The following is a 25,958-nucleotide window of genomic DNA, read 5'->3' as shown; positions in this document are numbered from 1 at the left end:
AGCGTAGGATACGGGCCACTCATGGGGGAACGGCAGGAGATCTTCTCCGGTACCGAACCGGTGCGCGAGCGACACCGGTTCGACCGCGCCCGGCTCGAGGCCTGGATGCGCGAGCACGTGGACGGCTTTCGCGGCGCGCTCGAGGTCGAGCAGTTCAAGGGCGGCCAGAGCAATCCGACCTACCGCGTGGCGGCCGGCGGCACGCGCTACGTGGTGAGGCGCAAGCCGCCCGGCCAGCTCCTGCCCTCGGCGCACGCCGTGGACCGCGAGTACCGCGTGCTGTCGGCGCTGCAGGGCTCGGGCGTGCCCGTGCCGCGCACCCACGCGCTCTGCACCGATGACTCGGTGATCGGCACCTGGTTCTACGTGATGGAGTGCGTGGAAGGCCGCGTGTTCTGGGAGCCGCACCTGCCCGACCAGTCGAAGCGCGAGCGTTTCGCGATCTACGACTCACTCTGCGAGGTGTTGGCCCGCCTGCACGCGCTCGACCCCGAGCGGCTCGGGCTCGAAGACTACGGGCGGCCCGGCAATTACTTCACGCGCCAGATCTCGCGCTGGTCGAAGCAGTACTACGCCTCGGTCGAGGCGCCCCAGCCCGAGATGGACCGGCTCGCCGAGTGGCTGCCGCGCAGCATTCCGCCGGGCGACGACACGTCGATCATCCATGGCGACTTCAAGCTCGACAACGTCATCATCCACCCGAGCGAGCCACGGGTGGTCGCCGTGCTCGACTGGGAGATCTCGACCCTGGGTCATCCGCTCGGTGACTTCACCTACCTGTGCATGCCGTGGTTCGAGCTGGGCGCGTTCCGCGGGCTGGACCTCGAGGCGTTCGGCCTGCCCTCGCTCGATGCCTACGCGGCGAGCTATTGCCGGCGCACCGGGCGTCCGTCGATCGAGTCGTTCGCCTGGTACCGCGCGTTCCACCTGTTCCGCAACGCGTGCATCCTGCAGGGCATCCAGGGGCGCGTGCGCGACGGCACGGCCTCGAGCGAGCACGCCACGCTGCTGGCGAGCAGCGTCGGTCCGCTCGCGGTCGCCGGCTGGCAGATCGCGCAGTCACTGGGCGCGTGAACCGCGACTTCGTCCGGCTGCTGGCTGCGGCCACGGTCTCGAACTTCGGCTCGATGCTGACGGCGCTCGCGCTGCCGCTGGCGGCGATCGAGCTGCTGCACGCCACTCCGGGCCAGCTCGCGGCGCTGAACTCGGCGGCGCTGATCCCCGGGCTCGCGCTCGGGCTGTTCGCGGCGCACGGCATCGACCGCGTGCGGCGGCGCCCGGTGCTGGTCACTGCCGACCTGGCGCGCGCCGTGCTGCTGGTCTCGGTGCCGGCGGCGGCCTTCGCGGGCGCGCTCACCATGACTCACCTGGTCGCGTTCGCGTTCTGTCGCGGGCTGTTCGACTTCGCGTTCGACGTGGCGGAGCACGCGCTCCTGCCGACGCTCGTGCCGCCCGCGGAGCTCGTGCGCGCGAACGGCCGGCTGCAGGCGGGTGACTCGAGCGCCGAGGCCTTCGGCTTCGCGCTGGGCGGCTGGCTCGTGCAGTGGCTGTCGGCGCCGGTCGCGCTGCTCGCCGACGCACTCAGCTACCTGGCGTCGGCGGCAATGATCGCGCGCATCCGCACGCCCGAGCCCGAGCTTGCGCCGCCGGCACCCGGCCGGCGCCGCGCGAGCGAGCTGTTCGCCGGCGTGCGCGAGATCGGCCGCGTGCCCGTGCTGCGCGGCGTGGCCGCGGCCGGCATGCTGGCAGGGGCCGCCGGCCAGATGGTCGGCACGGTCTACATGCTGTTCGTGTACCGCGAGCTCGGCTTCGGCGCGGGCGTGATCGGCGTGCTGGCGGCGCTGGGCGCGGTGGCTTCGCTCACGAGCGCCCTGCTCGCCGACCGCGTGCCCGAGCGCCTCGCGGGCGGACCGGCGATGGTCGCGGGCCTCGCGCTGTACGCGGCCGGGCCGCTCGTGCTCTCGGCCGCGCCCGGGGCGACACTGCTCGGTGTCGCCGCGGTCTCGGCGCAGCAAGTCGTGGGCGACGGCGGCTACGTGCTGTACGAGGTGCACCAGCGCAGCCTGCGCCAGCGCATCACGCCCGGACACCTGCTGGGGCGCGTGGGCGGCGCGCTGCGGCTGTTGAACGGCGCCGCCATGCTGGCGGGTGCCGCGGCGGGCGGCTGGCTGGGCGAGTCACTGGGGCTGCGCGCCACCTTGGTCGCCGGCGCGGGCCTCGCGGCCCTGGCCGCGGGGGCGGCGCTGGCCGTGGGGCGCGCCGCTCAGAAGCGCCAGCCGAGCCCGGCCTGAATGTTCACCGCGCCCACGCCGTGCGCCGAGGCGTCGAGGCTGCCGGTATTCAGGCTGACCTTGGCGGGAGAGAGCAGGCCCTCGGCCCCGACGTTCAGGTAGAAGCTCTGCGTCAGGAACACGTCCATGCCGATGCCGACGCGACCCGCGAAGGCGGGGCTCGTGACGTCGATCGCGCCGAAGCGGTCGTGGACAGAGACCCAGATTGCGCCGGCGCCCAGCAGGAAATACGGCTGGAAGCGTCCGAACGGTCCGATCAGCTTCAAGTTCGCGGTGGCCGACTGGGCGCCGATCGTGCCCAGGTCGATGCCGCCGAAGCGCACGTTGAAGTCGTCGAGCCACTCGTACTCCGCCTCCAGCGCGAACCAGGAGGTCAGGCGGTAGCCCGCGCGCGCGTTCACGCCCCAGTTGTCGCTGGCGTCGATGTGCTTCAGCACGGGATCGTCGGCCAGGAAGTCTTCCACCAGGTTGAGCGAGCGCGAAGCGCCCACGCCGATGTACGCCCCCGAGCGGGCGAACTCTCCGTCCGCGCGCGCGGTGCGAGTCACGAGGCTCACGAGGCAGACCAGGAGCGCGGCGGCGACACGCGTTTTCATCGGGCGGGGAGGCTAGCTCAGAAGTGGAACGCCAGCCCGAGCTGCAGCGCCACGTAGTTCAGGCCGTGGCTCTCGTCCGAGATACCCGACACGCGGGACTTCACCCGAGCGCCGTTCACGATCGACTCGAAGCCGAGGCAGAGAGTCACGTTGCGCGTCGCGTAGAAGTCCACGCCCAGACCCAGGCGCCCGGCGGGCGCGTTGTCGGCGCTGAAGTCGACGAACGACTTGTCCTCGATGTCCGGCACGATCACACCCAGGCCCACGAGCAGGTAGGGCTGGAAGCGGCCCGCCGGGATGCTGAACTTCGCGTTCACGGTGATCGCGTGAGTCGTGAGCTCGGCCACGCGCACGCCGGCCGCGCGCACGCCGAAGCCGTCGAGAAACTCGTACTCGAGCTCGGTCGAGAACCAGCGCGCGAACTGGTAGCCGGCGCGCGCGTTCAGGCCCCACGTGTCGCTCACGCTGACTCCGGCGACGGGTACGGCGTCGTCGAAGGTGTGCTCGAAGGTGTTCATGGCGCGCGAGGCGCCGACCCCGAAATACGGGCCGCGCCGCGCGAAATCGCCCTCGTCGGCGCTGGCCGAGAAGGCGCACAAGAGGGCCGCGAGCCCGAGGCAGGCAGCGACGAGCGGGCGCAGCGCGGAGCCGCTCCGACTCCGCGCCGCGCCGGCGTCGAGATTCAGCTCAGAAGCGGTATCCGAATCCGATCTGCGTCGCGAGATAGTCGAGTCCACGGCCCTTGCCGCCACCTTGCGAGACTCGTGCCGAGTTGAGCACGAAGTCGGAGCCGACGTTCAGGAAGAAGCTCGGCGTGAAGTAGTAGTCCAAGCCGGCGCCGAAGCGGGCCACGAAGGCCGGTGAGGTCACGTCGAGCTGCCCGAAGAAGTTCTTGTCCTGGCTGATCCACCCGGCGCCCGCGCCCACCAGCACGTAGGGCTGGAACTGGCGGTAGGGCGCGTGGACCTTCAGGTTGAGCGTCGCGGTCTGTGTCTCCAGCCGGGTGATGGCGACCCCGGCGGCGCGCGTGTTGAAGCCCTTCATCCACTCGTACTCGACCTCGGTCGAGATCCACTTCGAGAACTGGTAGCCCGCCGTGCCGTGCGCGCCCCACGAGTTCGTGGTGGTCGCATTCAGCGGCGCGAGCGCGTCGTCGAAGGCGTGGTTCATGAACTCGATTCCATAGGTGCCGCCGACCCCGACGTATCCCCCTGACCGCTCGTACGGGTCTTTGTCATCCGCGCGCGCCACGTGGGCCGCGAATGTAGAAACGAGGAACAGTGAGGCGATCGCGAGATATCTCATGGGTGGCCCTCCTTGCAGTTTCGCCGCGCCTTGGCGCGGAGAGTCAGCGCTTGCGTCTCCCGAGACTACTTCTTCTGAGGCGGGAACTGTCTGAGAATACGGTCTACGGCGTCCTGAATGCGAGCCTGCCGTTCTTCGGGGGTTTTCAGCTCCTGAATACGTGACTGGCCGCTTCCGCGCCAGATTACATTGTTCGAATCAGGGCTGATGAAGTCGATCAGCAGGGTACCCACGTCGTAGGTATCCACCACCGTCTGGGCGCCGCCGACACCATACCAGCCCCGGTAAGGTCCGTAGCCGGTGTAGATCGTGTGGGCGTCCAGCTTCTGCTGCAAGGCGATGTGGTAGGCCACCCAGAAGTCCGGCTTGCCCGAGAGCGACTTGCTGAAGCCCTTCGCCGCCAGAGACTTCTCGACCGCCCCCTGGATGCGCTCGTGGACGAGCGGGTCGTCCAGGCGCGCGTTGCCCGTGACCGTGGGGGTCTGCGACTGCCAGGCCCAGGTGTGGAGCCCGTCCAAGCGGGCCCCCGGATCCCAGTCGGAGTTCACCTCGACCGTGCTGCACGCAGCGAGCGCGAGCAGCCCCACACACACCGCGACCGAGAGACTGCGGCGTTTCACTCTAGGCGCTCTGCCGCACGAGCACGAGCTGTTCGGGCGCAGGGAAGCCCGCCTCGCCGAGCGCCTCGCGAATCACCCGGTTCGTGTCGAAGTACACCTGCCAGTAGTGGTCGTTGTGGCAGAACGGGCGGACCGCCAGCTTCGGGCCGAACGAGGTGAACTCCAGGATCTCGAGCGACGGCGCCGGATCGGCCAGCACGTGCGGCACCTTCGCGACGCGCTCGCGCAGGATGCGGATCGCCGCGTTGTGATCGACGCTGGCCGCGAGCTGCGCGACCAGGTCGACGCGCCGGTACGGGTTCGACGAGAAGTTCTGCAGCGTGTCGGACAGCACCTTGTTGTTGCCGACGAAGGTGCGGATGTTGTCGGGCGTGTTGAGCGTGGTCGCGAACAGACCGATTTCCTCGACGGTGCCGGTGATTCCGCCGGCGGTCACGAAGTCACCCGCCTTGAACGGCCGCAGGACCATCAGGAAGATCCCGGCCGCGAAGTTCGCGAGCAGCCCGCTCCAGGCGGTGCCGACCGCCAGGCCCGCGCCCGCCAGCAGCGCTGCGAAGCTCGTGGTCTCGACGCCGAAGAAGCCCAGCAGGGCGACGACCAGAATGATGTTCAGAGTGACCGTGACCGCCGAGCCGACGAAGCCGATCACCGTGGGGTCGATCGGCTGGCGGCGCAAGCCACGCTGCATCAGTGACACGACCAGGTGGATCAGCTGGCGGCCGATGATCCACAGCGCGATCGCGCCGAGCACCTTGAGCCCGAACGGCACGAGCCACAGAGTCGCCGTCTGGTAGATGTCGGTCAGTCGGTCCGTCGGGGGCATCCGGATCTTCCTCTCACTTCACGCTGTAGCCGCGGCCCTCGAGACACGCCGTGTATGCCTTGTTGAACGTGGCCATCTGCGCCTGTCGGTCCGCGGTCTGCTGCTGGCCTTGGGCCTGGGCCTGCTGGTTCGCCGCGTCGGCCTGGCGCCGCTTGCGCACGCCGCCCGCGACCGCGCCCGTGGTCGCGCCGATCGCCGCGCCCTTGCCTGCGTCGCCGGCGACCGCGCCGATGGCCGCGCCCGCCGCCGCACCGCGCGCGGCACCGCGCACGCGCTGGCCCTGCGCCGGGGGTGCCGCAGCTACCGGCGCGGGCTGCGCGGCCGAGTTCGCCACGGCTACCGGATCGACGCCCGTGTTGCCCTTCGCCCAGGTCTGGCACTCCGATTCGTCTTTGCTCTGCTGCTCCGCCGACTGGTTCTTCGCCGGGTAGATCACGAGCTGCGCCGCGGCGTGGCTCGCGACGAGCCCCGCAGACACTGCTGCTACCGCTGCAAACGCGCTGACCGCTTTCATGAAATCCTCCCCATGCGGACGGACCGCTTCGCGAATCATACGCCAAGCTGGCTACGCGGGGGCGTCCGTCGTACGCTCGCCGCGGCGATGGGCTCGGGGCGAGAAAAGCGCGCCGCGGCGCTGGCGTTCGGCTTCGCGGCAACGCTGGTGCTGGCGTGCGCGACGCCCATCGGCGTCACCCATCTGTCCGCGCGCGACGCCGACCGCGGTCTCGGTCAGAGCATCCTCAACGGCGACCGCACGACCACGCTCTCCCGCGAGTATCTGGAACGGCTGGGGCTGGTCGACCTGTACGAGAAGAACCCGCATGAGGCCCTGTCGCAGCTGCGCAACGGGCTGGGCGGCCCCGACGAGGTCGGCCGGCTGTTCGCCCTGTCCGAGCTCTGGTTCGAGTCGGCGCTGAAGTCCGGCGACCACGGCGAGTATCTCGCTTCGGCGATCTACGCCTGGGCGTTCCTGTTCCCGAAGGACCCGGCCCAGAACCCCACGCCCTACGACGGCCACATGCGCCAGGCGCTCGACCTGTACAACCGCGGGATCACCGAGGGTCTGGCCGCGCCGGACCGCGACGACGAGACGGTGCTCGATCTCACGCCGCGCGAGATCCCGCTGCCGTTCGGCACGTTCGTCATGACCGGACCGGCCACGGAGTTCCGCTACGGCGGCTACCGGCTGAAACACTTCGTGTCCATGCGAGACGTGGAGATCCGCGGCATGCGCAATCGCTACCGGCGCGCGGGCATCGGCTCGGCGCTGGGCGCGCAGGTGGAGGCAGCGCCCGGCGCCGAGGGCACGAAGTGGATCCCGCCGAACGCGAAGGTTCCGGTGACTGCGCTGGTCCGCCTGGCCGACGTGCGCGCGGGCATTGCCGGCGCAAAGGTGAACGGGTCACTCGAGCTCTACGACGCCGACGAGACACCGTCGGTCCAGATCGACGGCCGGCCCGTCCCGCTCGAGAGCGAGCCCAGCGCGACGATCGCCTACCGGCTCGACAAGGCGCCCGTCTGGGACTTCGAGATCGCCGGCTTCCGCCGGCCCGACTTCACGCTGCCCGGCGCAGCCAAGACCAAGGGTCTGTTCTTCCTGAATCCGTACCGGCCGGGGCGGATCCCCGTGGTGTTCGTGCACGGCACGGCCTCGAGCCCGGCGCGCTGGGCCGAGATGGCCAACGAGCTGCTCGGCGACCCGCGCGTCGCCAGCCGCTTCCAGCTCTGGTTCTTCATCTACAACAGCGGTCAGCCGATCCTGGTCTCTGCCGCGAACCTGCGCGAGTCACTTCAGTCGGCTGTGCACGACATGGACCCGCAGGGCAAGGACCCCGCGCTCCGGAACGTGGTCGTGGTCGGTCACAGCCAGGGGGGGCTGCTCACCAAGCTCCTGGTGGTGAAGAGCGGCGACGCGTTCTGGAAGAACGCCAGCGACGTGCCTTTCGCAGACGTGAAGATGAGCGACGACACGCGCGCGCTCCTGAAGCGCGCAGCCTTCTTCGAGCCTCTGCCTTTCGTGACTCGCGTGGTGTTCATCTCGACGCCGCACAAGGGCAGCTACATCGCCGAGAACTGGCTCGGCATGCTCGCGCGCCGGTTCGTGAACTTCCCGGCGGCCGTCACCAATTCGGTGACGGAGCTCGGGACCCTGCGCCAGCAGGCGGCGCTGCGCGGCGGCTGGCGCGTGCCCACGGCCGTCGACAACATGGACTGGTCGAACCCCGGCCTGCGCACGCTGTACTCGCTGCCGATCGCGCCCTGGGTGAAGGTGAACTCGATCATCCCGGTGCTGAGCGAGCCGTACGCCACGGCCAAGGACGGCGTGGTGGCGTATCAGAGCGCGCACATCGAGCCGGTGGAGTCGGAGCTCGTCGTGTATCCGTCCGGTCACTCCACGCAGGCCACTCCACCCACGATCGAGGAAGTGCGGCGCATCCTCTACGAGCATGCGGGCATTCACTGACCGCCTGGGCGCGCTGCTCCTGGCCAGCGCGCTCTTTGTCGCCTGCGCCACGCCGATCGGCGTCGACCCCGTCTCGCCGCGCGAGGCGGACCTCGAGCTCGGGCAGAGCGCGCTCACCGGCGACGAGCCGACCAGCCTGTCGCGCGAGTATCTCGAGCGGCTGGGCCTGGCCGATCTCTACCGCGAGAACCCGCGCGAGGCGCTCGCGCAGCTCCGGAGCGGGCTGGGCGGCCCCGACGAGGTCGGCCGGCTGTTCGCGCTCTCGGAGCTCTGGTTCGAGTCGGCGCTCAAGACCGGCGACCGCGGCGAGTATCTCGCAGCGGCGGTCTACGCCTGGGCGTTCCTGTTCCCGAAGAATCCCGCCCTGAATCCCACGCCCTACGACGGGCACATCCGCCTGGCGCTCGACCTGTACAACCGCGGCATCACCGAGGGGCTGGCAGCCGCGGAGCGCGACGACCAGACCACGCTCGATCTCTCGCCGCGCGAGATCCCGCTGCCCTTCGGCGCGTTCGTGCTGAGTCCTCCGGAGCACGAGTTTCGCTACGGCGGCTACCAGCTCCAGCACTTCGTGTCGCTGCGCGACCTGAAGATCCACGGCCTGCGCAACCGCTATCGCCGCGCGGGCATCGGCGCCGCGGTCGCCGCGCAGGTCGATGGCGAGGGGACCGCCCACGACCGCTGGATCCCGCCGAACGCGAAGGTGCCGCTGACGGTCCTGCTCCGCATGCCGGACGCCCGCGCCGGCCTCGACCGCGCCAAGGTGAAGGGGTCACTCGAGATCTACGACGCCGACGAGACACCCTCGGTCGAGATCGACGGCCGCCAGGTCCCGCTCGAGTCCGAGCCCAGCGCCACGATCGCCTACCGGCTCGATCACGCGCCCGTGTGGGACTTCGAGATCGCCGGCTTCCGGCGCCCGGAGTTCACGCTGCCCAGCGCGGGCAAGAACAAGGGCCTGATCTTCCTGACTCCCTACCGGCCCGGACGCATCCCGGTCGTGTTCGTGCACGGCACCGCGTCGAGCCCGGCGCGCTGGGCGGAGATGGGCAACGAGCTGCTGGGCGACCCGCGCGTGGCGAGCCGCTACCAGCTCTGGTTCTTCGTCTACAACAGCGGCCAACCCGTGCTGACTTCGGCGGCGAACCTGCGCGAGTCACTGGAGGCGGCGCTCTCGGACATCGACCCCGAGGGCAAGGACCCGGCGCTCCGGCAGATGGTCGTGATCGGCCACAGCCAGGGCGGGCTGCTCACCAAGCTCATGGTGGTGAGCAGCGGGAACCAGTTCTGGAACAACATCTCGGGCGTCTCGTTCACGTCGGTGAAGCTGAGCCAAGACACGAGCACGCTTTTGAAGCGTGCGGTGTTCTTCGACGCGCTGCCGTTCGTGAAGCGCGTGGTGTTCATCTCCACGCCGCACAAGGGCAGCTACATCGCCGAGAACTGGCTCGGCATGCTCGCGCGGCGCTTCGTGGCCATGCCCGCGGCGTTCACCAACGCCGCCCTCGAGCTGGGCCAGCTGCGCGAGCAGGTCGCGCTGCGCGGCTCGTGGAAGATGCCCACCGCAGTCGACAACATGGACTGGTCCAACCCGGGGCTCCGGACGCTCTACTCACTCCCGATCGCGTCCTGGGTGAGGGTGAACTCGATCATCCCCGTGCTGCAGGAGCCGATCCAGACCGGCGAGGACGGCGTGGTGCGCTACTCCAGCGCGCACATCGAGCCGGTCGAATCCGAGCTCGTGGTCTGCCCCTGCGGTCACTCGACTCAGGCGACCACGCAGACCATCGAAGAGGTGCGGCGCATCCTCTACAAGCACGCCGACATTCACTGACTCGGCGGCGCGGGCGCCTCCGAGCCCGAGGAGAGGTCCTCTTCCTTCTTCCAGGTCTTGTCGGGGTCGAAGCTGGTCATCGCGGACGCGACCTTCGCCGTGTTCGGGCCGAGGTCCTTCGAGTACACGGCGCCGTCGTGATTCACGACGAAGGTCATGATGCCCGAGTTGCGATACTGCGCCGGGTACGCGACCAGCGCATAGCCGCCGATCTGGTGCCCGCGCACGATGTAGTCGTAGGCGCCACCCGGCGCGTTCTTGCCCTGCCTCTTGAGTGACTTGTACAGGTAGCCGTGGTACGGCTCCCGTCCGCCGCCCTTGATCGAGTAACCCTCGCTGCGTGCGTTCGCGACCAGCTCGCCGACCGGGCTCGGAGGCTCGCCGTCCTGGGTGGGCCAGTACAGGCCATCGTGCTGACCGGGCGAGCTGATCAGCTTCTGCGCGTACTCGAACAGGCCGTCGTGGTTGCGGTCGACCGACGCGTACTCGCGCTGCGCGTCGACGTAGGCGAGACACACTTGGATCGCGGCGAGCTCGTTGCGCCCGACACGCCGCGCGAGGATCTCCTCCTTGCCCGCCTCGACGTCGAAGCTCCACTTGTCCCCGTGCTTCACGATCGGTACGGGAAAGGGGAAGTCGTCGTCGCCGTAGACCAGGACCGCCTTCGTGTCGCCGTCGCGCTCGATGCTGTGCTTGGCCCCGTAGCTCGTGACGAAGTCGTCCCGCGTGTTCTGGTCGGCCACCGGATCGCCCGAGCCGATCACGCCCTCGGCTCCCGAGCCGAAGACTGCCCACAGCGCCTTGTTGTCGGACGTCTTGGCCGCGTTGAGGAGCGCGTCCGCCGCGGCCTCCGGTGAGTCGAACTTCTGCGGCGCGACCTTGCTCGTCGCGCCCAGCGCGAGGAACGCCGCGGCACACGCGATCGCGAGTCTCCGGGTCATCGAGTGAGTCGTCTTCATCTCCGTTTCCTCTCGCTAGCGCCGCCGGCCGCCGCCGCCGCGTCCGCCACCGCCACCGCCCCGTCCGCCGCCGCCGCCACGGGAACCGCCGCCGCCGCCACGTGAGCCGCCGAAGCTGCTGTTGCCGCGCGAGGAGCTGGCGCGCGCCGCGCTGCCGCCGCCGCCGCGGTCGAACGCGCCGCTGCTCCGGTTCGACGCGCTGGCGCCGCCGCGGTCGCCGGCCGAGCCCATGCCCTTGTTGCCCCGGTCGCCCGCACCCTGGCGATTGCCTCCGGTGCCCATGCCCTGGCCGCCGCGATCGCCCACGCCCTGCCGGTTGCCGCCCGTGCCGAGACCGGAGTTGGCCCGGTTGCCGGCGCCGCCGTTCTGCGAGCGGCCGCGGAAGTCCTGCCGCGCCTGCGCGTCGCGCGCCTGGCCCTTGCCGAACTTGTCGCGCGTGGCGTTGTCCTTGTAGTTCACGCCCTTGCGGTGACTGGGGTCGTGTGACCACTTCTGGTTTCCGCCGCCGCCGCGGTTGCCGGCCTTGTCGTTGCGTCCGCCGCGGTCGCCACGGTCCCCGCGGTCACCCCGGTCGCCCCGGTCACCCCGGTCACCGCGATCTCCGCGGTCACCGCGATCGATGTTCGTGTTGTCGCCGCGGCTGATGTTGGTGCTGTTGTTGATGTTGATGTCACCGCCTTCCCAGCCGCAGCCCGCGTGACCCCAGTAGCCGACGCTGGCAGTGATCGCCGCGCCCCAGAACATGCCGGCCGCGAACGCGGCTCCCGGCGGCGGCGCCCAGTAGTAGGGCGGATACGCCGGGTACGGCCAGCCGCCGTAGACCACGGTGGGCTGGTATGTCGGCACGTACACCGTCTGGGGATTCGTCGGCTGGATGATGATGGTCTGCGTGTTCGTCGTCGGGTTGGTCTCGGTCTTGACCGTCTGCTTGTCGTCGGTCTTGAGATTGCCCGCCGCCTGGGCCTTGCCGCGCAGGCGCTGGATCGCGTCCATGACGTCTTTCTGCTGCTCGAGCACCGCGTCGCCGAGCTTCTGCGTCCAGTCGAGGTTCTTGTCCATGTTCTCGAGCACCGACGCGAATGGAGCCAGCGCCTTCACGCTGTCGTCCCAGTCCTGCTTCGCGAGCGCCTTGTCGAGCGCATCGCCCTTCAGCTTCGCGTTGGCCGGGTCCTTGATCCAGCGCGCCGCCTCGACCACCTCGAGCGGATAGGTCGATGCCATGAGCACGCTCGCGATCAGGTCGTCGGGATAGAGCGCGATCGGCGCAACGAGCTGCTCGATCTCACTCGCGCTGAGCTTCTGCTGGCTCGCCTGATCGGCGGCGGGCTGCGCGGGCGCACTCTGCGCGGGCGGCGGGGGCGGCGGCGTCTGTGGCGGAGCCGGCGGTGACTCCTGCGCGCCGGTCTGCGAGCACCCCAACACTATCGCGGTGAACCACGCGAGAGTGACCGCCCGGCGACGCCTCATGCCCGAACCTCCTCAGGGGGAAATCGTACACGATCGGGCGCGAGGGCGAACGTGCGCTCTGCAATCGCTGGTTTTCGCAGTCGACAGGCGCGCTTGCGGCGTGCCATGCTGCCGCCGGCCGAACCGCAAGAGGGAGACCGCGATGGCCCGCTCACTCGTCGTCCCGTTGGCAGCGCTCCTGGTCTTCGCGAGCACCGGGGCGCATGCGCAGACGCAGGCGTGGAACCAAGAGGTGGTGACTGCGCTGGCCGGACAGCTCGAGAAGTCAGTGAGTGGGTTGCGCGACGTGGTGCGTGGAAGCCCCAACTACAACAACCCGGCCTACAAGCGGAAGCTCTACGAGATCATGGACAACCTGCGGATGATCGAGCAGTCCGCGACCTCGATGCACGCGTCGCTGAAGGACGGCGCCGGCATGGAGGAGACGCTGCCCACGTACAAGCGGCTGCAGCAGATCCGGCGCGACACCGAGGTGCTGGCGCAGCGCGTGGACATCACGGCCGTCACGCGCCCCAAGCTCGACGAGGCCAAGGGCATCCTCGAGAAGATCGAGCCCTACTACCCGGCCGAGCCCGAGTCACCGGCGGCGAAGTCGGGGGCCAAGTAGCTCGCCCGCAATGGACGTCCAACGCTGGCAGGTCGGCGACTGCACGCTGACCGCCGTGGTGGAGAACGAGACTCCGCACATTCCCCCCGGCCTGTTCTTCGTGGGTGTTTCGGACGAGGACGTGGCGCGGCACGCGGCGTGGCTCGTGCCCGACTTCGCCGACGCGCAGGGGCGAGTCACTCTGCGCGTGCAGGCGTTCGTGATCGAGTCGCGCGGGCGGCGCGTGCTGGTCGATCCCTGCGTCGGCAACCAGAAGCCGCGGCCGATGCCGTTCTGGAACATGCAGAGCTGGCCGTTCCTCGAGCGCTTCGCGGCCGCCGGCTTCGCACCGGAGCGCATCGACACGGTGGTCCACACGCACCTGCACGCCGACCACTGCGGCTGGGACACGCGGCTCACCGACGGCACGTGGGTGCCCACGTTCCCGAACGCGCGGCACCTCTACACGCAGGCCGAGCTCGACTGGATCCGCAAGGAGAGCAACCCGGGCATCGACGGCGTGTACGAGGACTCGATCGCGCCGATCCTGGCTGCGGGGCTGGCCGACGTGGTGCCGCCCGACCTCGACCTGGGCGGCGGGCTGCGGCTCGAGCCCACGCCGGGTCACACGCCCGGCCACGTGTCGCTCTGGGTCGAGTCACGCGGCGAGACCGCCCTCGTCTCCGGTGACTTCCTGCACCATCCGGTGCAGTGCGCGGAGCTCGCCTGGGCCGAGACCGGCGACGAGGACCCCGATCAGGCGCGCGCCACCCGGCGCCGGATGCTGGGCCGGGCCGCCGACACGCGCGCGCTGTTCCTCGGGACTCACTTCGCGACCCGTCCCGCAGGCCGGGTCGAGCGTCGGGGCGACGCCTTCCGCTTCCTTCCCCTCTGAGTAGGACGGCCTTCGCTCGGCTAGGGGCCCTTCCATCTCGGCGCGATCACTTCGTCGGCGACGATCTGGCTGAAGCGCTCGCCGCCCGAGCGGTTGCCGTGCGTGCTGTCGTGGAAGCCGTCGTCGGGCAGCCGGTCGCTGAAGTCGGCCAGCGGAAACGGGTCTTGCGCCTCCAGGCGCGCCACGGAGGCGGCAAACGTTTGCTGGATGTGGCCACTCAAGAGCTGGCGGTGGGTGCTCGAGATCGGCGGCACGACCACCACACACTCGATGCCGTGGGCACGGCAGCGCACGAGCACGCGCTCGAGCAGCGCGAGCGCGCGCGGGCTGGTCTGGTAGCCGTGCATGCGGCGCGCCCAGCGGCCCGCGCCGTGCTTCGGGTCGTCGGCGTGACCGCGCGCGGGCGGCTGACTCGGGCTCGCCGGCGCGGCGAGATAGGGCGGTGGCCAGCCGACCATCCAGGTCAGGAGCTCGTTGCGGTAGCAGTACGCGGGGAACAGCCGCGCGCACAACAGCGTGCGCCGCGTGCCGAGCATGAGCTCGGGCAGCCACTCGTAGACGTCGCGCCAGGTGAACGCGCGCAGGAGCTGGCCGTTCAGGAACGGGATCGGGTAGCGCACCCACTCGGGAGTCAGCTCGATGAGCGCGAGCTTCGGCCGCGCGCCCTGGGCGAGCACGTGGTCGAGCAGGATGTCGGTGCCCACCAGATCGCCGCCGTTGAACGAGAGCGTGGTGACTCGCGGCGCGCGGTCGCCGAACTTCTCGCGCAGACGCGCTTCGACCACCGAGGGCAGGATCAGCGCCTTGAAGCGCGAGCTGCCGAACAAGAGCACGTCGGGGCTCGGCCCTGCAGAGCGCACCCGCGCCAGGGCGTCGGACGCCTCGCGAAAGCGCACGTGGAGCGGCGCGCGGTCGAGCGCCAGCCCGATCGCGAGCTCCGCCGCCAGAAAGAGCAGCGCCGCCAGCGCCAGCGTGCGCCGTGACTTGCGTTGCTCGTCCGGAGGTCGTGTCTGGTCCATCGCGTCTCAGAACTGGAAGTAGATGAAGGCACCGCCTTCGTCGGGCATGAAGAGCTGCGCGGCAATCAGCGCCGCCGCGAACGCCGCGGCCGCCAGCGGCACGGGCAGCCGGCGCGCGAGCGCATCCACGTCGGCGAAGCGGCCGACCACGTGCGCCACGAGCACCACCCCGGACAAGAGCGCGAACGTGCCGGCGACGGCGGGCGTGAGTGAGATGCCCGCCGCCGGTGCGAGCAGCCGCGCGTAGATCGTGCCGGCGTCGGCCAGGCTGTGCGCCCGGAACAGCACCCAGCCCAGGCACACCGCCACGAAGGTGACTCCCGCGCGCAGCGGCGCGAACAGCGGCTGGTCGAGCCAGCGCGGCCAGGGCAGCGCGCGGTGCAGCGCCAGGAGCGCCCCGTGATACGCGCCCCACAACACGAAGGTCCAGGCGGCGCCGTGCCAGAGCCCGCCCAGCAGCATGGTCACGAGCAGATTGCGGTAGGTCGCCGCGGACGAGCCGCGGTTCCCGCCCAGGGGGATGTACAGATAGTCGCGCAGCCAGCTCGAGAGCGAGATGTGCCAGCGGCGCCAGAACTCGGCGATGTTCAGCGAGAAGTACGGCAGGTCGAAGTTCTGCGGCAGGCGCAGCCCGAACGCGTGCGCGCAGCCGATCGCCATGTCGGAGTAGCCCGAGAAGTCACAGTAGATCTGGATCGCGTACGCGATGGTGGCGGCCCACAGTGCGCCCGTCGAGTAGTCACCCGGCGCGGCGTACACCGGGTCGACCAGCAGAGCGACCTGGTCGGCGATCACCGCCTTCTTGATGAAGCCCAGCACGAAGAACCGCAGCCCGAGCTCCATGCGGGTCCAGTCGAAGCGCTGCAAGACCCGCAGCTGCGGCAGGAAGTCGGCGGGCCGCACGATCGGCCCCGCGATCAGGTGCGGGAAGAACAAGAGGAAGAGCGAGTAGTCCAAGAGCTTGCGCTCGGCAGGCAGCCGCCGCCGGTACACGTCGACCACGTAGCTCACCGTCTCGAACGTGTAGAACGAGATACCGAGCGGGAGCACGATGTGGAAGAACGGCGCCGCGCCGGCCGCGCCCAGCGTGCGAGCCAGCGGCCAGGCGAGTGACACGAGGAAGTTCGTGTACTTGAAGAAAGCCAGCAGGCCGAGCGTGACGCACAGGCTCGCCGAGAGGAGCAGGCGGCGCCGGCGCGGGTCTTCGGTGTCTTCGATCCGAATCGCGATCCAGTAGTCGAACAGCGCCGTGCCCAGCACCAGTCCCACGAGCCACGGATTCCAGCGCGCGTAGAAGTAGATGCTGGCGAACAGCAGCACCAGCATGCGCGCGCGCTGGCTGCGCAGCGCCCAGTACAGCGCGAACGCCGCGGCAAACAGGTAGAAGAAGCGCACGCTGTGGAAGAGCACCCGTCCCCCCTCCGGAACGGCGGGGATCGTAGCACCGTCCTGCGCGGTCTCAGGCCGAGAGGTGGCTCCGAAGCCAGTCGAGGGTCCGCGCCCAGGCGTCCTTGGCCGAGGCTTCGTGGTACGACGCGCGCACGTCGCAGTGGAAGCCGTGCTCGGCGTCGGGGTAGCGCACGATCGCGTTCGGAACCCCGGCTTCGCGCTTCAGTGTCTCGCGCAGTAACTCGACGTCTTCCACGGGGATGCCCTGGTCCTTGTCGCCGAACAGGCCGAGCCAGGGCGTGGCGAGCTTGGCCACCTCGCCGATCAGCACCGGGAAGCCGGGCCGGCGCGCGACCGCGATGCCGCCGCCGTAGAAGCCGACCGCCGCGCCGAGCTTGCGCCGGGTCGCGACCAGGAAGGTGACTCGCCCGCCGAAGCAGAAGCCCACGATGCCGATCTGCGCGTCGCGGAAGCCGGCGGCGCGCAGGTGCGCGAGCGCCGCGTCCACGTCCATTCCGATCGCGTCGTCGTTCAGGCCCTTGAACAGCGGCATGACCTTGGCGAAGTCCGTGTAGCCCGCCGTGCCGCCGCCCGCGCGGTGGAAGAGGGTCGGCGCCACGGCGCGGTAGCCCGCGGCGGCGAAGCGGCGAGTCACGTCCTGGATGTGGTCGTTCACGCCGAACGCTTCCTGGATCACGATCACCGCCCCGACCGGCTTGCCGTCGGGCAGCGATTCGTAGAGGTCCATCGGCCCGTCTGCGGTCTGTACGGTGGTGATCGTCTCGGTGCTCACGGGGCCGCCATCATACACGCGGGACGTCGCGCTGGATCGCGCGCTGCAGCGCCGGCCGCGCGCTGACTCGCGCCATGAAGTCGTCCAGGAGCTTCACTTGGGGCAGGAAGCTGCGCTGGAACTGCATGATGCTGGCGAGAAAGACGTCGGCCGCCGAGAACTTCTCACCTAATAGATAGGGAGCCTTGGCCAGCGCGTCGGTCACCCGCCGGTCCACCTTCGCCGCCTCCTCGGCGCGGTTGGCGCGGTCGATCAGCGCCGGCTCCATGACCCCGGCGTAGTACGCGAGCCAGGTCAGATACTCCCCGCGCTCGGGGTCGGCCACGGTGGGCCCGACGCCGTTCGCCGGGAACAGGTCCGTGAGGTAGAGCGCGATCGCGATCGACTCGGTCACGAGCCTTCCGTCGTGCACGAGCGTGGGCACACGTCCGTCCGGGTGCGGATTGCGCGGATCGCGCGCGCCTCCCGTGGGGCGCTGGATGTCGACGTAGGTGATTTCATAAGGGGCGCCGAGCTCTTCGAGCAGCCAGATGATTCGCGTCGAGCGCGAGCGCGGAGCGTGATAGAGGGTGACCATCCTCACCAGCATACCCTGCGCAGCGGAGGTTCCCGATGAGACCCACCAAAGCTTCTTCCTGGTTCGCGAGGCTCGCCAAGGCGACCTCGCACGCGACCGGCCGGCCCGCGTCGTTCGTCCTCGCCTGTGCGATCGTGCTGACGTGGGCAGCCACCGGTCCACTGTTCCAGTGGAGCGACACCTGGCAGCTCATCATCAACACGGGCACCACGATCGCGACCTTCCTGATGGTATTCCTGATCCAGAACACCCAGAACCGGGACACCGAGTCTCTGCAGATCAAGCTCGACGAGCTCATTCGAGTCACCGAGGGCGCGCACAACGCGCTGCTCGACCTGGAGGAGCTCGAGGAGCGCGAGTTCGACGAGGTGCGCAGCACCTATCGCAGGCTGGCCAGGAGCGCGCGCGAGAATCTGGTGAGAGGAATCCGGGACACGGGCCGCGCCGACCTCGAGGGTGATGGGACTTGAAGCCGTGGCGAGTCGCCGTGCCGCTCGCACTCGGCCTGGCGCTCTGGCTCGTGCCGGCGCCCGAGGGGTTGGATCCGCGCGCCTGGCACGCGTTCGCCGTGTTCGCAGCCGCCATCCTGGCCATCCTGCTCGAGGCCTTCCCGATCCTGGTGGTCGCGATCCTGGCGCTGGCCATTGCGGTGCTGTCCGGCGCTCTGACCGCCGAGGACGCCTATCAGGGTTTCTCGCGCAGCGTGATCCTGCTGATCATGGTGGCGTTCCTGGTGGCGCGCACGGTGGTGACTTCGGGCCTGGGCGCGCGCATCGGCCACCTGGTCGTGGCGCGCTTCGGCGGCTCGACGCTCGGACTGGGCTACAGCGTGTTCCTCACCGATGCGCTGATCGCGCCGGGCTTCCCGAGCAACACCGCGCGCTCGGGCGTGATCTATCCGCTCGCGCTGTCACTCGCGCTGCACGGTGACTCGCGGCCCGACGACGGGAGCGCCGGGCGCATGGGCAAATATCTCATGTTGTGTGGCATCACGAGTCTCGCGGTCTCGTCGGGCTTGTGGCTGACTGCCATGGCGGCCAACCCGGTGGGCGCCGAGTTCGCGCGCGAGCACGGGGTCGAGATCGGCTTCGCGAGCTGGCTCGCGACGGCGATCGTGCCCTCGCTCGTGGCGCTGGCCGCGATGCCGTGGGTCGTGTACCGGCTCGCGCGGCCCGAGATCGAGCGCACACCCGATGCTCCGCAGCGCGCGCGTGAGGCGCTCGCACGGCTCGGACCGCTCTCCCGCGACGAGCGCACGGTCGCGCTGATCTTCGTGCTCATGGTGCTGGCGTGGGCGACCTCGTCTGTGCTCGGGCTCGACAATACGGCGGTCGCGTTTCTCGGGCTGGGGCTGCTCATGGCGACCGGCGTCTACACCGCCGACCACCTGAAGAGCGAGGGCGAGGCGCTGGGCACGTTCATCTGGTTCGCGGCGCTGTTCGCGCTGGCCAGCGCGCTCGATCGCTACGGCTTCACCACCTTCGCGGGCCACCAGCTCGCCGCGGCGCTCGCCGGGCTGCCCTGGCCGGCGGTGTACGCGCTGCTGGTCGCGCTCTACGTGGTGCTGCACTACCTGTTCGTGAGTCAGACCGCGCACCTGATGGCGCTGCTCCCGGTGTTCCTGGAGGTCGGCGTCGACCGGGGCGTGCCGGCGGCGCTGCTCGCCTTCGGGCTGTTGTTCGCGAGCAACTACTTCTCGGGACTCACTCCGCAGGCGTCGAGCGCCAACGTGCTGTTCGCCGCGAGCGGCTATGTGACCCAGCGCGAGCTGTATCGCGTGGGCGCGGTGTCGACCGCGGTCCTGCTCGCGATCTTCCTGATCGCGGGCACGCCGTGGATTCTCCTGCTCTGGGGCGCGGCGCGCTGATATCATCGCGCCGGGGGGCGCCGATGGGCGAAGACCTGGGACCGCTGTTCGCGGCCAAGCCGCACTTCCACCTGCTCTGGGCGCTGGGGATCGCGGCGACGGCCGCAGCGTTCGGCTTTGCACTGTTCGCGCTGGTCCGAGGCCGGGTGTCTGGCGAGGTCGGACTGTTCGGGCTGGTCGCAATGCCCGCATTCGCGCTCCTGATCGCGAACCTGGTCATGCTCGACCGCACCCAGGAGGTCGTGTTCTGCGGCTCCTGCCACGAGCCCATGGCCCCGGTCGTCGCGAGCATGAAGCAAGCCAACGACTCGCTGGCCTCGATCCACTACCAGAGCGGCGCGATCAAGGGAGACACCGCCTGCTACACGTGTCACAGCGGGTACGGCCTGCTCGGTGACTTCAGCGCGAAGCGCGCCGGGCTGCGGCACATGTGGCACGAGCTCTGGGGCAGCTACCAGTACCCGCTCGCGATGAACGAGCCTTTCGACATCGATTCTTGCCTCGAGTGTCACATGCAGTCGCCGAAGTTTCGCGCCGTCCCGTTCCACACCGACCCCGAGACCCAGAAGGCGCTCGTCTCGCGCGAGATGTCGTGCACCGGGGCCTGTCACCCTTCCGCGCACCCAGCCGAAGCGCTGAATGGGAGCAGGAAATGATCCGGCTCGCGAGCGTGCTGATCGCGCTGGGTCTGGTGCCGTTGGCGCAGTCACTCTTCGATCTGAACGGCGACACCGCCACGCGCGCGACGTTCCTGGGAACGCCCAGCGTCGTGCTGGGCGTGGCGCTGGCTCTCTTGGCGCGCTTCCGCACGCGGAGCTCGGATTGAGCCGCGGCCTGGGGCTGCTCTTCGGCGCGCTGCTCGCCGCAGTGAGCGCGTGCCGGACGCAGACCCCCGAGGCGAAGCCGGCCGAGCCGGAGGCCGCGGCCTCGGGCTACGTGGGCGACGAGGCCTGTCTGGCGTGTCACGAGTCCATGAAGCCCGGCTTCAGCGCGAAGTACGGACACACCGCGCACGCGCACGTGCTGAGCGCGAAGAACGCGCAGGGGGCCCTGGCCGCGCACGGCTGCGAGGCCTGTCACGGCCCCGGCGAGGCGCACGTGAGCCAGGGCGGCGGGCGTGGCGTCGGCGGCTTCGTGCCCTTCGGCGACGACTCACCCGAGGCCACCCAGCGCATCAACACGGCCTGCATGGCCTGTCACCACGGGGGTGACCGGACCTACTGGGCGGGCAGCGCGCACCAGGCCGCCGACGTGGCGTGCACGAAGTGCCACACGCTGATGGAGAGTGTCTCGCAGACGCGCCTGCTCGCCGGGCCGACCGAGGTCGAGACGTGCGCGCGCTGTCATCCCGCCCAGTACTCGCGCGCGTTCCGCAATGCGCACATGCCGCTGCGCCCGGGCTCGTTCGAGGTGAGCACCGCCGCGGAAGGCAAGATGCGCTGCAGCTCCTGTCACCAGCCGCACGGCACCGTGAACCCGAACCTGATCCGCCACGTCACCGTCAACGACGAATGTCTCTCCTGCCACGGCGACAAGCGCGGCCCGTTCCTGTGGGAGCACTCGCCGGTGGTCGAGGACTGCCTGAACTGTCACGACCCCCACGGCAGCACGCGGCACGCGATGCTGAAGATGAACGTGCCGCGGCTCTGCCAGACCTGTCACGTGTCGACCGGCCACGCGACCAGTCCGCGCAACCCCAACGACCGCTTCGCCGTGGCCACGTCGTGCCTGCAGTGTCACACCCAGGTGCACGGCTCGAACCACCCGTCGGGCTTCGCGCTCACCCGCTGAGGACGCCGCATGCGCCGACTCCAGCCATGGCTGCTCGCGCTCGGTTGGCTGGCGCTCTGGGCCGCGCCGGCGCGCGCCGACGTGGACTTGGGCCCCACGACTCTCTCGGGCTGGCTCGAGATGGGCGGGCGCGGAGTCCTCGGCGACGACCACTCGGCGAAGTTCCTCGAATACCGCGACCCGCACGAGGGAGTGTTCGGCGCGGCCGACTTCACGCTGCAGGATCTCGACGACCTGCACTATCTCCACTTCGGCGGCTTCGACATGGGCGAGAAGGACGCCGACTACTTCCTCGAGGGCGGGCGCTTTGGTCACTGGGGCATCTCGGGGGCGTACTCACTCCTGCCGCACAACTACAGCAACCAGGCGCTGTCGCCCTATCTCGGCGTCGACAGCGGCAAGCTGTTCCTGCCCGGCGCTCCGCCCGCCGACACCGCGGGCTTCGAGTCGCTGGTCACGAGCTCGGCCGTGGACGCGAAGCTCGGCTTCGACGCCAACGAGGCCAACGTCGGCGCGTTCTACAAGCCCAACCAGGACACCGAGCTGCGCGCCGGCTACCGCGCGCTCGACCGCGACGGGCGGCGGCCCGATCAGATCACCTTCGGCTTCAGCAACTTCGTGCACTTTCCCGAGCCGGTCGACGAGCACACGCGCGAGGGCTCGGCCGAGCTCTTGTTCGCGCGTGACTCGTACAGCCTGGGCGCGAGCTACACGCTCAGCTACTTCGACAATCACTTCCGCTCGTTCCAGGTCGAGAACCCGGCGCCGTTCGCGGGCGGCTCGTCGCTGGGCGCGATCGCAGCGGCGCCGGACAACCTGTCGCACATGATCTCGCTGAGCGGCTCGACCGTGCTGCCGACCCCGTTCGTGTCACGTCTCGCGGGCACGATCGCCTACGGCTTCCGGCGCCAGGACGAGAGCTTCGTGGCGCTCACGGTGAATCCGCTGTCGACTCCCGCGCCGCTGCCCGCGAGCAACCTGGGCGGCGACGTCCGCCCGCTGCTCGCCAACTTCGTGTTCACCGCGCGGCCGGCGCGCGCGTTCGACGTGACCGCGCGCTACCGCATCTACGACTACGACAACAAGAGCAACGAGATCCTGTTCACGCAGACCTCGACCACCGACGCGGGACTCACCGCCGAGACCCGCCGCTCCTTCGCGCCGAGCTTCATCACGCAGAACGCCGGCGTGCAAGGCGCCTACCGGATCACCAGCGCGGCCAAGGCCACGCTCGCCTTCAACTGGGAGCACTGGGACCGCGGGCCCGAGCGCGAGGTGCGGCACCTGGACGAGTTCAGCCCCGAGGCGCGGCTCGACTACCGCGCCGGGAGCTGGGCGCGCTTCCAGACGTCGTACGTCTATCGCACGCGCACCGGCAGCAGCTACGACGAGCTGGCCCCGTTCGACGCGATCGAGCCGGGCGTGCCGCACTCGCCACTCACTCCGCCGATCCGCAAGTTCGACGAGGCCGACAACCACAGTCACAACCTGCAGCTCCTGTCGCAGTTCTTCCTGCGCGAGAACGTGGACCTCACGCTCACCGGCGACATGCACCTGACGGACTGGACCCAGGGTGACTTCGGCCTGCTCTCCGACGACCGCTGGGACGTGGGTTTCGAGCTCAGCTACCACCCGCATCCGCGCGTCGAGATCTCGGCCTACTACAGCTACGACTGGATCGCGATGCTGATGCGCAGCGCGGCGTCGGGCGGCACGGCCGTGTGGCGCAGCCAGGAGCAGGACACCGCGCATACCGGCGGCATCGACCTGACACTCCAGCTCGTGCCCGAGCGCGTGCTGTTCAGCGCCGGATTCTTCATCCAGGCCGGCAACGGCCGCAACCAGACCAATGGCACGCCGCCCGACGCGGTCGACTTCCCCGAGATCGCCGACACGCTGTGGGCGGCGAACACGAGCCTCCGCTATCGCTACGACGAGCACCTGAGCCTGATCGCGCGCTACCGCTACGAGAGCTACGACCAGCACGACTGGCAGTTCGACGGGCTCGGAGTGACTCGCCTGACGAGCAACGTGGAGGGACAGCCCCTGCTCGGCACGAACAACGACGTGTTCCTGAACGACGGGCTCGAGAACTACGGCGCCCACCTGTTCAGTCTGAGTGTGGTCTACCACTTCTAAAGGGAGAAATTCATGCGCACCCTGCAGTCACGCCTCGCCGTCCTCGCACTCGTGCTCGCATTCCCCTTCACGGCCCGCGTCTCGGGGGCGGCGGTCGAAGGCGCCGCGCTGTTCACCAAGAACTGCGCCGGCTGTCACGGCGCCGACGGCAAGGCCGACAGCGCCGCCGCCAAGGCCATGAAGGTGCCCGCGCTCGCCGGCACCAAGCTCAGCGCCGACGACATCGTGAAGCACGTGCGCACGAGCCCGCGCCACAAGACACTCTCGGGGAAGCTGTCGGACGAGGAGCTCGCGGCGATCGCCGCCGCCGTGCCGCGCTGATCCAGCTTTGCGCGAAGCCTCGAGCTCTGAAAGAATGAGCGCGCTCTCATCCGGAGGCGGGCGGCGTGCGGCGGGTCTTCGCGTTTCTTTTGCTGGCTTTCGCTTGGACGGACCCCGCCGGGGCCGCGACCAAGAGCTACCACGTCACCGGGCGCGTGCTGCACGTCCTGGCTGGGCTGGGCGGCGACCACACCGGCGCTCTCCACGACCTGGGGGTGAGCGAGGGTGCGACCGTGCAGGTCGACTACACGCTCGAGCTCTCGACACCCGGCTCGCAGGACGCCGCCGACCAGACCCACTACACCGGCGCGATCGCGGAGCTAAAGCTCCAGATCGGGAGCTGGACCGCGTCCCGCAGCGACGCGGTGGTGGCCATGCAGAATCTGGTCTCGGTGAGTGACAACGCGTCGGCGGACATCCTGTATCTCACCGCGCCCGGCGACGACACGAATCACGTCATGCTGGGCGACCCGAACCTCGCCCCCGAGCTGGTCCTCTCGCTGCAGTTCGTGGGCTCGGCCAGCGCCAGCAACGGGCAGGCGCTGGATCAGAACCCGAACAAGTACACGACCCTCGTCGGCGCAGCCACCGGCACTTACGGACAGGTGTACTTCGAGTTCAAGCCAGGCAGCGGCGGGGGCGGCAGCACCAAGGACCCGAAGGCGGCCTGTCACACGGCCCGGCTGAACGCCGCCGCGGCGCTCTGTCAGTCGCGCTTCCAGTGTCTCGCCAGGCGCGCCAAGGCGCCCGAGAAGGACCCCGCGAGCGCCGTGCTGAACGCCTGCACGGCCAAGGCCGATGGCAAGTTCCTGACCGCCTTCGACAAGGCCGGAGTCGGCGCCGAGCGCAAGCACCTCGCGTGCCCGCTCTCCGTCTCGGGCGACGTGGCGCGCATGGTGATCGGCAACCTGGTCGCCTTCTCGGCCGTCCGGGCCGACGCGGTGACTCCTCCGACCCCCGCGCTCGAGTCGTCGTGGCTGGGCGCGGCCGCCAGCGCCTGCGGCGCGGGCATCAAGGCCGAGGGCAAGAACAGCGCGAAGCCCGACGCGTCGAAGCTCGCCGTCGCGCGCCAGAAGGGCCGCGACAAACTCGGCACCGCCGCCGGCAAGGCCGTCGAGAAGGCCGAGAAGAAGGGCGTCGTGTTCGACCCCGACCCCGACGTCCCGGGCTTCGTCGGCTCGGTCGACGACGCGATCGACGGCGCGGCGAACGCGCTCGAGGCCCACTGAGCCGCGACCGCGCGCGGTGTATGCTGGCCTCGAACCAACGAGGAGCACGCACGTGGCCATCACCCAGGTTGCCTCCGGTCTGAAGTTCCCCGAGGGGCCGGTCGTCATGGACGACGGCTCGGTGATCGTGGTCGAGATCAACTCCGGCGACGTCACGCGCGTGCTTCCGAACGGGAAGAAGCAGCTCGTGGCGCACGTGGGCGGCGGGCCGAACGGCGCCGCGATCGGCCCCGACGGCGCGCTCTACATCTGCAACAACGGCGGCTTCGCCTGGGCCAAGGTGCAAGGCGTGCTGCTGCCGGGTCACCAGGCCGAGGACTACAAGAGCGGCTCGATCCAGCGCGTGGACCTCTCGACCGGCAAGGTCGACACGCTTTACACGCACTGCGACGACCGCATGCTCTCGGGGCCGAACGACATCGTGTTCGACAAGACCGGCGGCTTCTGGTTCACCGACCACGCGAAGTCGACGAGTCACCACCGCGTGCACGGCGGCCTGTTCTACGCGCGGCCCGACGGCAGTCACATCTCCTGCCAGATCCACGAGCTCGCCGGGCCGAACGGTGTGGGTCTCTCACCCGACGAGAAGACCGTGTACTACGCCGAGACGTTCTCGGGTCGGCTGTTCGCCGCGAAGATCGGCAAGCCCGGCCAGCTCGCGAAATCGGAAGGGCTCCTGCCGGGCGGGGTGTACGTGGGCCAGACGCCCGGCTACTCGCTCTACGACTCACTCGCGGTGCAGGCCAACGGCGACGTGTGCGTGGCCACGCTGATCAACAGCGGCATCTCGACCATCTCACCCAAGGGCAAGGTGAAGTTCACCTCGCTCGCGCAGTACAAGGACCCACTGGTCACCAACATCGCGTTCGGCGGCAAGGACATGAAGACCGCGTGGATCACCGTGTCGGGCCGCGGGCTGCTGCTCAAGATGCCCTGGCCCAAGCCGGGGCTGCGGCTCGACTTCAACGCCTGAGTCAGCTCGAGGAGAGCGCC

Annotated in this window: 27 protein-coding genes; 15 read left to right on the top strand and 12 right to left on the bottom strand. The window is 69.6% G+C overall.

From position 1 onward, the window contains the following. The first annotated feature begins 21 nt into the window (after nt 1-21). Nucleotides 22-1,074: a phosphotransferase gene (locus VMR86_17410; GenBank protein ID HTO08830.1), complete on the top strand. Its 1,053-nt coding sequence runs from the start codon at nt 22-24 to the stop codon at nt 1,072-1,074. Further along, nucleotides 1,071-2,291, top strand: a complete 1,221-nt coding sequence (locus VMR86_17405) for an MFS transporter (protein HTO08829.1) — start codon at nt 1,071-1,073, stop codon at nt 2,289-2,291. The genes VMR86_17410 and VMR86_17405 overlap by 4 nt, the downstream gene beginning before the upstream one ends. On the opposite strand, the gene VMR86_17400 is transcribed toward VMR86_17405, so the two are convergent. The 6 genes from VMR86_17400 to VMR86_17375 all read right to left on the bottom strand — a co-directional run bounded on the left by VMR86_17400 (nt 2,264) and on the right by VMR86_17375 (nt 6,149). After that, a complete protein-coding gene (locus VMR86_17400) occupies nt 2,264-2,887 on the bottom strand; it encodes a porin family protein (protein HTO08828.1) in 624 nt (207 codons plus the stop codon). The two genes, VMR86_17405 and VMR86_17400, sit on opposite strands and share 28 nt — an antisense overlap. A 17-nt stretch (nt 2,888-2,904) precedes the next feature. Then, on the bottom strand, nt 2,905-3,486 hold the full coding sequence (locus VMR86_17395; protein ID HTO08827.1) for an outer membrane beta-barrel protein: 582 nt from the start codon (nt 3,484-3,486) through the stop codon (nt 2,905-2,907). Between the two features lie 88 nt (nt 3,487-3,574). Then, nucleotides 3,575-4,192, bottom strand: a complete 618-nt coding sequence (locus VMR86_17390) for an outer membrane beta-barrel protein (GenBank protein ID HTO08826.1) — start codon at nt 4,190-4,192, stop codon at nt 3,575-3,577. Between the two features lie 65 nt (nt 4,193-4,257). Then, entirely contained in the window at nt 4,258-4,812 is a 555-nt protein-coding gene (locus VMR86_17385) for a DUF4136 domain-containing protein (GenBank protein ID HTO08825.1), read from the bottom strand. Between the two features lies 1 nt (nt 4,813). After that, nucleotides 4,814-5,635 (bottom strand): mechanosensitive ion channel family protein, encoded by an 822-nt coding sequence (locus tag VMR86_17380; GenBank protein ID HTO08824.1) that lies wholly within the window; start codon nt 5,633-5,635, stop codon nt 4,814-4,816. A gap of 13 nt (nt 5,636-5,648) precedes the next feature. Then, nucleotides 5,649-6,149 carry a glycine zipper family protein gene (locus tag VMR86_17375; protein ID HTO08823.1) on the bottom strand — a complete coding sequence of 167 codons (501 nt, stop codon included), beginning with the start codon at nt 6,147-6,149 and terminating at the stop codon, nt 5,649-5,651. 87 nt (nt 6,150-6,236) lie between these two features. Between VMR86_17375 and VMR86_17370 the strand changes: the two genes are divergently transcribed. Next, nucleotides 6,237-8,099 (top strand): alpha/beta fold hydrolase, encoded by a 1,863-nt coding sequence (locus VMR86_17370; GenBank protein HTO08822.1) that lies wholly within the window; start codon nt 6,237-6,239, stop codon nt 8,097-8,099. After that, nucleotides 8,083-9,933, top strand: coding sequence for a hypothetical protein (locus tag VMR86_17365; protein HTO08821.1), 1,851 nt, complete (start codon nt 8,083-8,085; stop codon nt 9,931-9,933). Before VMR86_17370 ends, VMR86_17365 begins: the two co-directional genes overlap by 17 nt. On the opposite strand, the gene VMR86_17360 is transcribed toward VMR86_17365, so the two are convergent. After that, nucleotides 9,927-10,892 (bottom strand): DUF2950 domain-containing protein, encoded by a 966-nt coding sequence (locus VMR86_17360; protein HTO08820.1) that lies wholly within the window; start codon nt 10,890-10,892, stop codon nt 9,927-9,929. The genes VMR86_17365 and VMR86_17360 overlap by 7 nt on opposite strands. Before the next feature lie 15 nt (nt 10,893-10,907). Further along, nucleotides 10,908-12,359, bottom strand: a complete 1,452-nt coding sequence (locus VMR86_17355; GenBank protein HTO08819.1) for a DUF3300 domain-containing protein — start codon at nt 12,357-12,359, stop codon at nt 10,908-10,910. Between the two features lie 142 nt (nt 12,360-12,501). Between VMR86_17355 and VMR86_17350 the strand changes: the two genes are divergently transcribed. Then, nucleotides 12,502-12,966 (top strand): hypothetical protein, encoded by a 465-nt coding sequence (locus tag VMR86_17350; GenBank protein ID HTO08818.1) that lies wholly within the window; start codon nt 12,502-12,504, stop codon nt 12,964-12,966. Nucleotides 12,967-12,976: 10 nt separating this feature from the next. Beyond that, nucleotides 12,977-13,840 (top strand): MBL fold metallo-hydrolase, encoded by an 864-nt coding sequence (locus VMR86_17345; GenBank protein HTO08817.1) that lies wholly within the window; start codon nt 12,977-12,979, stop codon nt 13,838-13,840. Nucleotides 13,841-13,860: 20 nt separating this feature from the next. Here the strand turns inward: VMR86_17345 and VMR86_17340 are convergent, their stop codons facing one another. Genes VMR86_17340 through VMR86_17325 form a run of 4 tightly spaced genes read right to left on the bottom strand, consistent with a single transcriptional unit; the run spans nt 13,861 to nt 17,618 of the window. Continuing rightward, complete coding sequence (locus VMR86_17340) at nt 13,861-14,859, bottom strand: hypothetical protein (GenBank protein ID HTO08816.1); 999 nt, start codon at nt 14,857-14,859, stop codon at nt 13,861-13,863. A 6-nt stretch (nt 14,860-14,865) separates the two neighbouring features. Next, a complete protein-coding gene (locus VMR86_17335; protein ID HTO08815.1) occupies nt 14,866-16,269 on the bottom strand; it encodes an MBOAT family protein in 1,404 nt (467 codons plus the stop codon). A gap of 49 nt (nt 16,270-16,318) precedes the next feature. Continuing rightward, complete coding sequence (locus VMR86_17330) at nt 16,319-17,041, bottom strand: dienelactone hydrolase family protein (protein HTO08814.1); 723 nt, start codon at nt 17,039-17,041, stop codon at nt 16,319-16,321. A 10-nt stretch (nt 17,042-17,051) separates the two neighbouring features. Further along, nucleotides 17,052-17,618, bottom strand: a complete 567-nt coding sequence (locus tag VMR86_17325; protein HTO08813.1) for a glutathione S-transferase — start codon at nt 17,616-17,618, stop codon at nt 17,052-17,054. Nucleotides 17,619-17,653: 35 nt separating this feature from the next. Between VMR86_17325 and VMR86_17320 the strand changes: the two genes are divergently transcribed. The 9 genes from VMR86_17320 to VMR86_17280 all read left to right on the top strand — a co-directional run bounded on the left by VMR86_17320 (nt 17,654) and on the right by VMR86_17280 (nt 25,938). Beyond that, the gene (locus VMR86_17320) at nt 17,654-18,088 is read left to right on the top strand and encodes a low affinity iron permease family protein (GenBank protein ID HTO08812.1); all 435 of its coding nucleotides are present in this window, start codon (nt 17,654-17,656) and stop codon (nt 18,086-18,088) included. Continuing rightward, complete coding sequence (locus VMR86_17315; protein HTO08811.1) at nt 18,085-19,485, top strand: DASS family sodium-coupled anion symporter; 1,401 nt, start codon at nt 18,085-18,087, stop codon at nt 19,483-19,485. The genes VMR86_17320 and VMR86_17315 overlap by 4 nt, the downstream gene beginning before the upstream one ends. A gap of 23 nt (nt 19,486-19,508) precedes the next feature. Then, nucleotides 19,509-20,141 carry a hypothetical protein gene (locus VMR86_17310; protein ID HTO08810.1) on the top strand — a complete coding sequence of 211 codons (633 nt, stop codon included), beginning with the start codon at nt 19,509-19,511 and terminating at the stop codon, nt 20,139-20,141. Continuing rightward, nucleotides 20,138-20,311 (top strand): hypothetical protein, encoded by a 174-nt coding sequence (locus tag VMR86_17305; protein HTO08809.1) that lies wholly within the window; start codon nt 20,138-20,140, stop codon nt 20,309-20,311. Before VMR86_17310 ends, VMR86_17305 begins: the two co-directional genes overlap by 4 nt. Continuing rightward, nucleotides 20,308-21,276 carry a DmsE family decaheme c-type cytochrome gene (locus VMR86_17300; protein ID HTO08808.1) on the top strand — a complete coding sequence of 323 codons (969 nt, stop codon included), beginning with the start codon at nt 20,308-20,310 and terminating at the stop codon, nt 21,274-21,276. The genes VMR86_17305 and VMR86_17300 overlap by 4 nt, the downstream gene beginning before the upstream one ends. A gap of 9 nt (nt 21,277-21,285) precedes the next feature. Then, complete coding sequence (locus tag VMR86_17295; GenBank protein HTO08807.1) at nt 21,286-23,415, top strand: MtrB/PioB family decaheme-associated outer membrane protein; 2,130 nt, start codon at nt 21,286-21,288, stop codon at nt 23,413-23,415. Nucleotides 23,416-23,427: 12 nt separating this feature from the next. Further along, a complete protein-coding gene (locus VMR86_17290; protein ID HTO08806.1) occupies nt 23,428-23,736 on the top strand; it encodes a cytochrome c in 309 nt (102 codons plus the stop codon). 65 nt (nt 23,737-23,801) lie between these two features. Further along, the gene (locus tag VMR86_17285) at nt 23,802-24,965 is read left to right on the top strand and encodes a hypothetical protein (GenBank protein HTO08805.1); all 1,164 of its coding nucleotides are present in this window, start codon (nt 23,802-23,804) and stop codon (nt 24,963-24,965) included. 52 nt (nt 24,966-25,017) lie between these two features. Continuing rightward, nucleotides 25,018-25,938 carry an SMP-30/gluconolactonase/LRE family protein gene (locus VMR86_17280; GenBank protein HTO08804.1) on the top strand — a complete coding sequence of 307 codons (921 nt, stop codon included), beginning with the start codon at nt 25,018-25,020 and terminating at the stop codon, nt 25,936-25,938. The last annotated feature ends 20 nt before the right edge of the window (nt 25,939-25,958 follow it).

This window comes from Myxococcota bacterium, from assembly GCA_035498015.1.
GTDB lineage: Bacteria > Myxococcota_A > UBA9160 > SZUA-336 > SZUA-336 > VGRW01.
This window is presented reverse-complemented; position numbering and strand designations above follow the sequence as displayed.